The following is an 11,402-nucleotide window of genomic DNA, read 5'->3' on the forward strand; positions in this document are numbered from 1 at the left end:
ATCTGTACCTGCCTCTTCAGCCACGCACGGGATCATCTCCTAGCGCAGTCGGCCCGCCCCACCCGACGGTGCGGGGGAAGACGCAAGGGCTCCCGGGCGCAACGGACGTGAGCAGGAACCGCCCGCTCGCCCTCTCTTCATCACAAGTGATAACGAAACGGACGCTCGCCGACTACGCCGAAGCCCTGGGCACAGGCGGTGAGGCGCCGGGGCTCTACGACGCAGATGCGGGGAGCGGCCTAGAGCCAGTCCCGCCGCTTGAAAAGCACGTACAGATTGGCGCAGACCACGCCCATGTGTAGTCCGGCTGGGGGTGCCGCTGAGAATTTCGCGATCCCAGGTGGTACTCGGTCGTTTGCGCGGAGCGCTCAGCAGGTTCTTGGTCTGCTGGTGGTACACGAGCTACAGGTCGCTGACCAGTTTAAATCGTGCGTGTCCGTGCCCAGAGTCGTTCGTTGGCCCGGAACTGGTCCGGATCTTGGGCGTGAGCGGTTCATCGGTGTCGGTGGGTCTCACTTGTGTAGGCAGCTTGTTGGGAGTCCGGGCAGTAGACGCCGGTCACTGGGGGCGGGACCCGTGAGGAAGACCAGGAATTTGACCGTCGCCGATGAGGTGCCGACGGGCGCAGCGGACCGCGAAAAAAAAGGGGGGACCGGTTGGGACGTTCGCGATGGTGGCCGGTTCGGGGCGAATCGTAGAAGCAGTCCGGGCCAGAAACTTGATCCCCTGATCGCAGTCAGCAATGTCTCTGACCTGCTATATGAATCTCGGTGATCCGCCCCTGTGAGGGTGCGGTCGGCGACAGGCGTGGCGAAGGGCCGCCTCCCACCTTCGTTCTTGGTTGGAGGAGGCGGCCCTTCGCGTGAGTTGCCTCGGTGTGGCGGATGCCGCTGCTAGGGGCGGCATCTTGCTTTCATTCGGCTGCGGTCTCTTTCTGGTCGGAGGAGTCGTCTATGGCTTGGGTGTGGTCTTGTCGTTGTGGCAGGAGAGCTGTGCGTCGATCTGCGCCGCGGTCCTGGGACCGTCGTGGGTCCAGTACTGACCGGCCTTCAGCTTCGCCTTGGAGATCGTGCCCAGGTTGAAGACGTCGTCGTATCCGTCACCTGAAGGAAGCGCGTAGCCGACGTCGAGGTTGCGGGGGACGGCGGACCTGGCTGGGGCCGCGGCATGGTGTCCGAACCCCTCTGCCGACCAGAGGATGACGATGCCGCTCCTCGCCGATTGTGTGGTGGGGTCGGAAGCCCACCACAGAACGCGTGGGTTGTCGCTCTTGGTGTCATCGAAGTCGGTGACCTCGACTCGCCGGATTTTGTCGGTGGGACAGACGGGGAATTTGACGACGATCGACGTTCCCTCCACCCGGGCGCCGGATACGGGCGGGTTCGCCGGGTCCGACGCTGCCAAGTCACACCCGGCCGCAAGGAACGTGGTCGAGGCGAGGAGAAGAGGGAGAGCGATGCGAGATCGCCGATAGGTCACAGATGGCATTGCTCCGCGTACCCTCCCCACCTCAGATTGGCCTGGCGCTCGTACCGGTTGTGACAGGGATTGCCGCCGGCACCGAGGTATCGCCTGAGGAATCCGAGTCCGTAGTGCTGCCACTGGCGCCGGTGAATCTTCTCGTGCCGGATTCTATTCTTCGTCAGGTACTTCGCGTTGTTCGAGGTGAAGTAGGTGGTGCCGAGGGTGGTTCCACCTCTGCCGTGGAGGCCCCAACCACCGCGGCAGACCCGCATGCCGTACATGTACGAGCAGCGGTATCCCGTCAGGCGGCCGACCTTCGACAGGCCCCAGCCGAGGCCGCTGGCACTCCAGCGGTTGACCTTGCGCTTGAAGCGCTTCCAGAACCCCCATTGTCCGTTGAGGTCGTAGCGGTTGAGTGGGTCGCCGCCGCAGTACTCGTAGGCGTTGGCGTTGCCGCCGGGCACGGGGTCGGTGGACAGGAAGCGTCCGGTGCCGGGGTCGTAGAGACGCACGCCCATGAGGGTGGCGCCGGTGACTGTTTCGCTGGAGCGTTGTTTGCCGCCGAGCCAGCCGTAGCGGGCGGAGGTTGTGTCACCCTCCGTGTTGCCGTATTCGTCGTAGGCGAGCGCGGTCGGCGCCTGGGTGGTGTCCAGCGGGAGTTGGACGGTGACGTCGCCATGGATGTCGGTCAGTTGCAGGACGGTGGAGCCGGTGGCGTCGGTGACGGTGCCCAGCGCACCGTTGATGTCCTGGACGTTGCGGGTGATGGTGCTGCTGGTCTCTTGAATCCAGTCGGGGCTGTCGCCGTCGGAGCCGTAGTGGCTGGTCTTGGACCCGGTCTGGGTCCAGGTGCCGCTGCTGTTGGACTCGGTGGTCCAGACGGCGAGGCGGCCGCCTGCGTCCAGGCTCCAGGTCTGCCTGCTGGTGCCGGAGGTCTGCTGCCGGACGAGGTCGTTGGCGTAGTAGCCGATGATCGCGCCGGACGCCTGGGTGGTGGTGCGGCCGAAGGTGTCGTAGACCGTGCCTGTGGTTTCCAGTCGGTCCGCGCTGTCGTAGGCGTATGACGTCGTCGTCGCGCCGGTGGAGGTGCAGGCCGAGCCGACGTCGCTGGTGGCGACGGCGACGGCGGTGCGGTTGGTGTTGTTGTCGAAGGTGTAGTCGCGGCGTGTGCAGGCGCCGTCCGGGTCGGTGTCGTCGGCCCTGGTGAGGCGTCCGGCCGCGTCGTAGGTGTAGCCGCGGCTGCGGGTCTGGCCGGCGGTGTTCGTGTCGCCCACGACCTGGCCCTGGACGCTCTCGTCGGTACTGTCCGAGGCGACGACTGTGCTGTCGCTGTCCTGGGTGTAGACCCGGGAGGTCTCGGCGCCGGTCTCGTCCTGGCCGACGGTCAGGGTGTAGCCGCCGGGCAGGGACTCGGTGGTGAGGTCGCCGTCCGCGTCGTAGGTCGCGGCGAAGGTGCCGGCGACGGAGTCGGTGCGGGAGGTCTCCACTCCGCGCGGGTCCCTGGACGTGTCGTAGGTGTACGTGGTCGTCGACGGAGCGGAGTCGGTGGTCTTCACCACGCGCCCGAGCGCGTCGTACTGCGTGGCGGCGGTGTTGCCGGCGCCGTCGGTGTAGGAGATCTCCCGTCCGAGCTGGTCGTAGGTGTGGGTGATGGTCTGCCCGTTGGCGGTGACCGTGGCCACGTCACCGCTGTCGGCGTCGTAGGTCATGGACGTGTCCGGCACCGCGGTGCCCACCCCGCCGCTGACAGCCGTTGTCTTGAGCCGGCCCGCGGTGTCGTAGGTGTTGGCCGTGGTGCGGGTGACCGAGTTCGCGGTCTCGTAGGTGTTGGCGGTGTTGCCCCACCGGTCGTACTCGATGGTCTTGGTGGGGAGTTGGGTCGGGTTGGTGCCGCCGCCGGTGATGCCGGCGGCCGGGCCGGTGGAGCAGAGCAGGTCGGCCCATTCCGGCTTGCCGTTGCACGCTCCGGTGCCGGTGGCCGCGTAGTAGGTGGTCACCGTGGCGCCCGCGTCCGAGCCGGACGACTTGGGCAGGGTGGTCTTGGTGACCCGGCCCTGGGAGTCGTACGAGGTCGTGGTCTTCAGCGCCAGACCGGACGGGTCGGTGGTGCTGGCCGTGGGCAGGCCCTTGACCCAGTCGTATTCCGACTTCGTGGTGCGCACGTCTCCGTCGGACGGATAGCCGTCCACATACGCGCCCACCTTGGTGGTGGTGACCTGGTTGGTGACGGTGGCCGTGCCGTCGGTCGGGCGGCCCTCGTCATAGGTGTTGACCGTGTGCTGCCGGGCCGGCCACGCGGTTCCCGCGGCCAGGTCCGTGCCGCCGGAGCCGGCTGTGAGCGCCGAGGTGAGGGTCACCTGGTGCAGCGGGCCGTATTCGTCGGTCTCACGCAGACCGTCGGAGGAGTACACCGAGCGGGTGGACAACACATCGGCGCGGTCGGCCGAGGTCATCTGGTCGATGCTCAGCGCCACCTGCTCGGCCAGTCCGTCACCGCTGGTGGCGAGCGCCAATTCGCGGTTGCCGGCGGTCAGTTCACGCACCGTGTTGCCGAACTGGTCATACCCGGTGGTGGTGATGTGCCCGCCCGGCGCGGAGGTGTTGACCTCCCGCCCGGAGGCGTCGGTGTAGGTGATGGTCGCCCGCTTGTAGTCGGACGCGGCCAAGGCGCTACCTGTGTTCGACGCCGGCACCGAGTCCGCCGGGAAGACGGCGGTCGCGTCGGTCGGCACGTCGTCCTGGCCCCAGGTGCCTACGTCCGAGGTGCCCATGGCGTTGGGCGCCTTCGAGCCGGTGAGCGGTACGTCGTAGACCACGTTGACGGTTGCGGTCGTGCCGTCGGTGGTGCTCTTGGTACCTGCCGTCAGGTTAGGGCGGGAGGCCGACAGCAGCATTCCGGAACCCGCTGTGGCGGCGTTGCCCGCCGTGCCGTAGGTGAACGTCCAGGGAAGTTCGCCGGGCGGGGTGAGGGTGGTGATACGTCCGGAACTGTCGTAGGTGTAGGCGGTCTTCAGCCCGGTCCGCGGGTCCCACTGTTCACGCAGGCGGCCGGAGGTGTCGTAGGAGTACTGCGACACGACCGTGGAGGTTGCCGTGGAGGCGCCCGGGTCGGTGGCCCACTCCTTGATCTGTGCGACCTGCCCGGTGTAGTTGCCCAGCGCGCTGGAGGTGGCGGTGGTGGAGGTCGCGTAGACGAACTCCAGCATCCGGCAGCCCTTTGTGGACGGCGTGCCCTCACAGGTCGAGGCCGTGGCCGCTGAGGTGGGGGCGATCACGTACTTCGGCCGGGCGAGGATGGTGGTGCCGGAGGTGACCTTCTCCGGGACCACCTTGGTGATGGAGTTGTCGGTCGGCAGGTAGGTGCTGGACACCTGCCACGTCGTCGCCGCCGGATCCACTTTCGCGAACGTGGTGGTGGTGCCGTCGTCGTCCTTCAGGGTGAAGGCCGAGACCTGAGTCAGGTCGTTTGTGGTGCTGCCTGAGCTCTTCGTGCTGGTCAGTGCCAGGTCTTCGGAGCCGGGCTCGGGCTTCCAGCCGTCGGAGCCGGTGGCGGTGAACCCGGTCTCATCGCCGTCCACGTCCACCAGGGCCACCGAGGTGGACGAGGTCTTATGGATGTCCACCCAGTCGGAGTCGGTGATCTCCGAGGTCGTGCCCGAGGTCCACTGCGGGCCGAAGATGGCCACCTGGCCCTCTGCGTCGGATCCGGCGGTCGGGCGGCGAGAGGACGCGGTGCGCGACACGGAGAGGTCGAAGCCAGATGCGTCGGTCGCGGACACGGTGAAGTCACCCGTGAGGGTGTTGACCGAGCCGGGGCCGACATCGGCGCTGGGGGCGGTGCCGGCGTTGCGGTCCAGAGTGATGGTGTGCGGCTGGGAGTAGACGGTGGCCGTGCCGTCGGTGAAGGCGGCCCGGATGTCGAGGGAACCGTCCTGCGACAGGGAGTTGGTGACACTCCACGTCAGAGCCGCGGGCGAGCCACCTGACACGGCGACCGGCCAGGCCGAAACCGCCGAGCCGTCCGATGACTTGGTGACATCCGCAACCGGCACGTTGGTCCAGGAGTCGTTCTCACCGCGCCGGTACTGGTAGGTGACACCAGTGTAAATGCTCTTGCCGGTGGAGGTCAGGCTGATCCGGCGCGCGGTGCTGTCGCCGTCGCCTGGGGTGAGCAGGCCCGCGCCGTCACCGACACCGAACGCGTATGTGGTGGTCGCGGTCGACAGGTTTCCTCCGGAGTCGACGGTCTTGGCGTAGAGCTTGTGCCAGTCCTGGTCCGGCGCGATCGTGACCGTGAGCGGGTCGCCGCCGTTGCCGTCGGCGGTGTCGTAGACACGGTTCGGCACTGAGGTGTCGTCCACACCCCAGTAGAAGCCCATGCCGTCGGTCGAGGAGGTGTCCAGAGTGCAGGTCGCACCGCTGTCCGCCTTCGGCGTCCACGTGGTCTCGCTGTACGGGTCGCAGGAGATGGTTGGGGCGGCGGGCTTGGCGACGTTCGGCACGAAGTAGATGTACGAGGACCAGGCCCCGTAGTCCGTGCCGTCGTAGCCGCGCACCCGCATGCGCAGGTGTGCCCCGGCCAGTTGGCTCGCGCTGGGGATGGTCAGCTTCGCGGTGCCGCCGGAGGCGACCGAGGCGGAGATGCCGGTGTAGGAGTAGGTGGTCTCACCGCTGTACGACGGGTCGTTGGTGATCTCGAACTGGCCCTTGACGGTGGAGCCGTCCGCGTCGGTCACCTTCGCCGAGACCGTCGGGGTGTAGGTGGTCACGTACCGTTTGCCGCTGTAGGCGTTGACCGAGCTCGGCGAGATCGCCAGCGCGCTCGTGGTCGCGTACGAGTTGTAGGTGACCGTCAGCTTCGGTGCGTAACCGGAGGTCGTGTAGTTGGCCGAGCGGAAGCGGCGCCAGGTGGTGGAGTCGCTCTCGCTGGTGCCGTAGACCATGAGGCCGTAGTTGGTGCTGCCGTCGGCCCACGCCTGCACGATGGCGTCGATGTCCCAGTTCGACCAGGCAGCCGGGCAGGACGAGTCATAACCGTGGGCGCCGGTGTTGACCACGGCTCCGGTTCCCGACGACGAGGGTCGGGTCGCCCAGGTCAGTGACGTGGACGACCATGTGGAGGTGATCCGGCGGACCGTCGTGCCAGAACCGGCCGTGGAGCAGGTCGAGGAGTAGTAGTTGTACAGCGCCAGGTTGGTGTCGGTGATGTGCTTGCCGACGAACTTCGACACGTCGAACTTGAGGTACGACCGCGCGATGTCTGTGCCTGAGTCGTAGGTTCCCGACTTCAACTCCTGCGAGGAGACCTGGGAGTCGGGGTAGTCCGGGGTCTGTATCCAGGTGTCGGTGGTGACCGCCAGCGTGGTCGTGGGATCCACGGTCACCGGATACGTGGCCGTTGCCAGGAAATCGGCGTCCGGAGTCAGCACCAGGGCCTGCGCTCCGTCATCAGCGGTATCGATCTTCGTCGCGACTCGTGCCTGATGGGCTGATTCGCCGGAGGCCGGGTCTTTGGAGGCGTCCCACATCACCGGCGCGGGCGCCTCGGCGACCAGGTCCCCGTTGTCGTTCTTCAGCAGCAGGTGCCCGGAGTCGGCCTGGGACAGCTTCAGCCCGTCCAAGTCGAGTGGGATGCGGTACGAGACCGCGTCGCCGTCCGGCTGCTGGCTGAGCTGAATGTTCTCCGAGAAACCCTGCGCCAGCGCGGTGACCGAGAGAGTCTGGCCACTGCCCAAGTCGTAGGAGGCAGTGCTGTTCTTCACCTCGGGAGTGGGCAACTTGTCCTGCCAGCTCAACCCGAAGGACTCTTGGCCCTTGGTGACCGTGGCGAGTTGCGTGTCTCCGCCGTCGGAGACCGCGATGTCCGCCGCCGCGGCAGCCGGCGTGAGGTCGGCACCCGTGTCGGACAGCGACGTGTCGATGTCCTTCCAGGCACCGTCCTGCTTCACCCGCACTGGACCCGCGTACGCCTCTGTCTCCAGCTCCCCACTGGGTAGGGCGTACGTCGTGGAGTCCGCTGTCCGGGCCGACAACACCTCGATGTTCCGGTCCTGCAGACGGGCCATCAGTACCGCTGATGCCTCGTCCTGCGCCTCCGCAGGGCCCAACGACTGGGCCGTTCCGGTCGACTTCGCGGATTCGGACGCCGAAGCGGACGCCTCCGAGGCGAACGCCACCCCGGTGTCCTGCGACACCAGCGTGGTCTCGGCCGCGACCAGCATCGCCAGGCCAACGGCGATCTGCCGCAACCGGCTCGTTCGGAACGTTCTTCTTCTCGATCTGCCATGGGCCACAGGTCTGTGACGCACGATCAGCTCCCTCCCCAGGTGCCCCGCAGTGCGCGGAGCCAACAGAAACGAGCTGATCTTCACAAAGGGCAAAATGCAGCATCCGGCTGGCCAGAGGGAAAGTGTGAATTAAACTCAAGAAAATTACATGGTTTGACAAATTTCCTGCACGTCTCGACTGGGTCGACGGATTCCTTTGTCCTCTTTGGGTGCTTCGCCGTTCTTTGGGATTCCTTAAGCGTGAGGTAAGAGGGTTCCGTGAGGTCGCTCAAGGTTTTTCCAAATGATGAAGGAAAGTGGTTATGGAATGTGAAGAGATGGACAGTTTCATCTAACTGTCAGAAATCGGTCTACCGGCAACGCGCTGAAGATGCAGCCATCGGCTACTTGGACGTCGTTGCATTTGGTGATGCGGCTGCTCTCAGCTGGTGGGTAGGCGGGTGCCGACGATCACGCTGAGGTCTGCCGCGAGGCGTAGTTCTGTGGCTCGAAGTTCGGGGTGTTCGAGCCAGTGCAGTCGAGACTGGTCGGGGGCGCCGTTGAAGCGAGGTGGCCATGTGACGGCCGGGGTGAAGTCGTCGATCACTACCGTGCCGCCTGCGGCGAGCAGCCGAGCGGGGTCCGCGGCGCCATTGCCCTTGGCCTGGCCTCCGCCGTCGAGTACGAGCAGGTCGTAGGGGCCGTGCTCCTCGACGCGCTGCCAGTCGCCGTGGAGGATCGCCACATCGGGGCAGTCCCGGAAGACTTCCGCAGCGATGCGGGCTCGGTTCGGGTCCCGTTCGATGCTGGTCAGCCGGGTTCCCGGGGCTGAGCCGGAGGCCAGCCAGGCCAGCCCGACACCGTAGCCCGTTCCGGTCTCGGCGATGCTGTGGAGTGCCCCTGAGGCCAGTACCTGGAGCAGACGTCCCTGTTCGGGCCTGCAGGAGAAGGCGAAACCGTGCGTGCGCGCCGCCTCGACGGCTCGTTGGACCAGCGGAGGCAGGGTGTGGTCGTCCCGGTAGGCATCTGTTCCCTGAAGCGACATGCCGCACATTGTGGCCGTGCAGCCGTGCAGCCGTGCAGCTGAGTCGGCGGTAGCAGATGAGGGAGGCGGCGATTCCGACGAAGGCGAGGAAGTGGTCTGGCTTGCCTCCTGGCGGGCAGAGGACTCCACCATCCCGAACCCACCGAGAAATCCCTGGCCACCTTGGAATGGATCGGTCGCGCGGAGAACCTGGTGATCGCCGGGCCCTCGGGCACCGGCAAGATCCACTTCACCGAGGGCCCGGTCCAGGCCGCGATCGAGAAGGACCTCAAGGTGGCTTGGCGCAGCAGCCGCAAACGGTGAGCGTACGAACCCCCCTGCTGCACACATCCATACGGATGCGGTGTGCTGGGCGACAGATGCCGCCGTCTTCCTCGGGCCCGGTCGACGGTGCCAGTGATCTCGGTGTCGGCCGTTTCAGCTTCGTTCTCGCGACCCAGCTGGTGCCTTGGCTGTGGCTCTGACGGTGTCGCATCAGCGTGGATGTTCACCCGCATGTCCTCGACGTGACTTCCGCGCCCCAGCGTCGTTGCTCGACTGGCAAGCCATGGCATCGTTCCTGATGGAGACCCCTTAGATGAGGCACACCGCACGGCAAGTAGCGCCCCTGGTCAGGTCCGTTCTGCGGCGTGGGACACCTGTGATCATGGCTTTGGTGGCGGCGGTCGCGCCAGCTGGGGGCGCGGCTGCGATCACGCCGCTACGGGCTGCCGACCCGGATCAGGTTGTGAAGGTGTACCACGACGTGCTGGCCGGCAGCCGTCTCCCGCAGCACGAGGACACGTGGTTCGACGTGCCAGGAGCCTCGGTGCGGTTTACGGCCCGGCCCCGGCAGCGGGTCGTCATGGACGTCAGCTCCTTCTCCATGACGGCCGTCACCCGTCTTACGCGCGGGCAGAATGTGGAGGCTGGTGCTTTCCTGTCCTGCCCAGACATCCCCCTCGGGCGCCCCGATGGAGTGCATTTCGGGGACAACATCGCACCCGGTTTCCACGACACGGTCAGTCCGGTCCTGCGATGGGTGTTCAAGGCCCCGCAGTCCACCGGAAACGTGACGTACACCTGCAAGGTGGAGGTCAAGTTCAACTCCACGATGCAGCGGCAGGGGCCCGTGGACGTGCGTTTGACTGCGCCGCGGGGTGCTGTCCGCGTGACCACCGCGACTCCCGCCGGCGCGATCGGCCAGTGGTTCCTGAAGAAGGACTATGCGGTGGGCGGCAGTCGTCAGAGCCTGCTGCGTACCAACGGCCATTCATACACGCCCACCAGTTCACAACCGTACGTGACCGTGCGCCAGGACGTGCAGCTGACCACCTGCAATCAGGGCAGCAGGCCTCCTTACGCCGAATGCGTCTACGACGGCACTGAGCCCAGCAAGGTGTCCACGTGGGTGGAGGCACAGCCCCAGACTCCGGACGGCAGGTCGTGCGGCATGCCGCTGCGCGGGCCGGTGACCACCTCCCTGATCACGCGCTTCGAACACCACCGGACCGTGCCGAACTCGCTCACCCTGGCCAAGTCGTCCCTGCCGGTCGGCTGCGGCAGGCTGCGACTCTCTCTGCTCGTCCGGCACCACAGCGGTGAACCCGTCCTGATCCACGGCGGCACCTACGGGGACACCGTCAACCACACCAGGCGCACCGCGTACACGCATGGTTACGCCTTTGAGCAGGCGTCCCGGTAGCTGAGCCGTCGTGGGCGGCGGTGGCGTCCGGTCGCGGCTGTGGAGTCGTACGCGATGAGGGCTGCCGCAGTAGCGACGGAGACAACGAGGGCGATCAGGCGGCGGGTTCCGCGGTGCGAGGCGGTCGGGCATGGGCTCATGGTCGGCTCCCGGTTCAAGGACAGAGTGGGCAGTGGGCGGGCCCGGCGTCGGCTCGTGGAGAGCCGGCGCCGGGGTGAGGGGACGGGTCAGAGTTCGGAGCACCAGGGCAGGCCGTTGTAACTCAGGTAGAGGTTGACTCCGCGGGGGCCGGTGCAGTTTTCGATGGCTGTGGCGCCCAGGGCGAGGATCGCGGACAGGGCCGCGGCGTATCCCGCGAGCGGGGGGAAGAGATTGGCGACGGTCGCGACGCCGGCCCCGGTGCGCAGCCGCCTCACCAGCTTGTCGGCGTAGGGCTTCCGTAGCCGCAGGACAGCCCCCCAGGAGTGGAACTCCACGGTCAGCCGCTCCATGCGACCGCGGCCCGGGAAGCGTCGCGAGGCCTGTCGAGGGCGGTCGCGCCGCGGGTAGGGCCGGGGAGTGCGGCAGTGACAGTGCCGTCGGCGTTCTGCCGTAGGTGCGCGTCGGACGCTGCGGACGACGCGGATAAGACGGCCGGGTGCCGGGCGGTGTCGGCCGAGGCGGCCGGTGCCGCAGGAGCGGCATCGCCGGCGAGCGGGGTGGCGCTGAGCAGGATGCCCGAGCAGGTCTGCACGGGGTGACGAAGCAGGACGGACATGACGTGGTCCTTCCGGTCAGATGAGCTGTCCGGCGGGTGGCGGCGTGCTGCCCCCGCTGTGACTCACAGGGGTGGGATGCGGCGGCCGAGGTGTCTCGGGGAGCCGCTGCTCCGATGTTTCGACCATCCGCGGCCGGCCGACAGCGGTTGCGTTTTGCTGAATCGGCTGCAACCCCGCAACGCCTT

7 protein-coding genes are annotated in these 11,402 nt (G+C 67.0%); 2 read left to right on the top strand and 5 right to left on the bottom strand.

Features of this window, described 5'->3' with window-relative positions:
- Positions 1–951: 951 nt before the first annotated feature.
- The 3 genes from ACWIHT_RS35425 to ACWIHT_RS35435 all read right to left on the bottom strand — a co-directional run bounded on the left by ACWIHT_RS35425 (position 952) and on the right by ACWIHT_RS35435 (position 8,775).
- Entirely contained in the window at positions 952–1,404 is a 453-nt protein-coding gene (locus tag ACWIHT_RS35425) for a hypothetical protein (protein WP_456172415.1), read from the bottom strand.
- 71 nt (positions 1,405–1,475) lie between these two features.
- The gene (locus tag ACWIHT_RS35430) at positions 1,476–7,712 is read right to left on the bottom strand and encodes a DNRLRE domain-containing protein (protein ID WP_456172416.1); all 6,237 of its coding nucleotides are present in this window, start codon (positions 7,710–7,712) and stop codon (positions 1,476–1,478) included.
- A 460-nt stretch (positions 7,713–8,172) separates the two neighbouring features.
- Positions 8,173–8,775, bottom strand: a complete 603-nt coding sequence (locus ACWIHT_RS35435) for an O-methyltransferase (protein WP_456172417.1) — start codon at positions 8,773–8,775, stop codon at positions 8,173–8,175.
- 162 nt (positions 8,776–8,937) lie between these two features.
- Between ACWIHT_RS35435 and ACWIHT_RS35440 the strand changes: the two genes are divergently transcribed.
- Together ACWIHT_RS35440 and ACWIHT_RS35445 are read left to right on the top strand one after the other, a co-directional pair.
- Positions 8,938–9,078 carry an ATP-binding protein gene (locus tag ACWIHT_RS35440; RefSeq protein ID WP_456172418.1) on the top strand — a complete coding sequence of 47 codons (141 nt, stop codon included), beginning with the start codon at positions 8,938–8,940 and terminating at the stop codon, positions 9,076–9,078.
- Between the two features lie 430 nt (positions 9,079–9,508).
- Positions 9,509–10,459, top strand: coding sequence for a hypothetical protein (locus ACWIHT_RS35445; RefSeq protein ID WP_456172419.1), 951 nt, complete (start codon positions 9,509–9,511; stop codon positions 10,457–10,459).
- Between the two features lie 227 nt (positions 10,460–10,686).
- Here ACWIHT_RS35445 and ACWIHT_RS35450 read toward each other — a convergent pair whose 3' ends face one another.
- Positions 10,687–10,935 carry a hypothetical protein gene (locus tag ACWIHT_RS35450; RefSeq protein WP_456172420.1) on the bottom strand — a complete coding sequence of 83 codons (249 nt, stop codon included), beginning with the start codon at positions 10,933–10,935 and terminating at the stop codon, positions 10,687–10,689.
- Positions 10,936–10,937: 2 nt separating this feature from the next.
- Positions 10,938–11,216, bottom strand: coding sequence for a hypothetical protein (locus tag ACWIHT_RS35455; protein WP_456172421.1), 279 nt, complete (start codon positions 11,214–11,216; stop codon positions 10,938–10,940).
- Positions 11,217–11,402 lie beyond the last annotated feature (186 nt).

The sequence above is a fragment of the Streptomyces sp. NPDC002276 genome (assembly GCF_053891435.1).

What these genes read in the sequence shown, in the direction of transcription:
- ACWIHT_RS35435 (WP_456172417.1), bottom strand. Translation starts at nt 8,775, where the DNA reads ATGTCGCTTCAGGGAACAGATGCCTACCGGGACGACCACACCCTGCCT.
- ACWIHT_RS35455 (WP_456172421.1), bottom strand. Translation starts at nt 11,216, where the DNA reads ATGTCCGTCCTGCTTCGTCACCCCGTGCAGACCTGCTCGGGCATCCTG.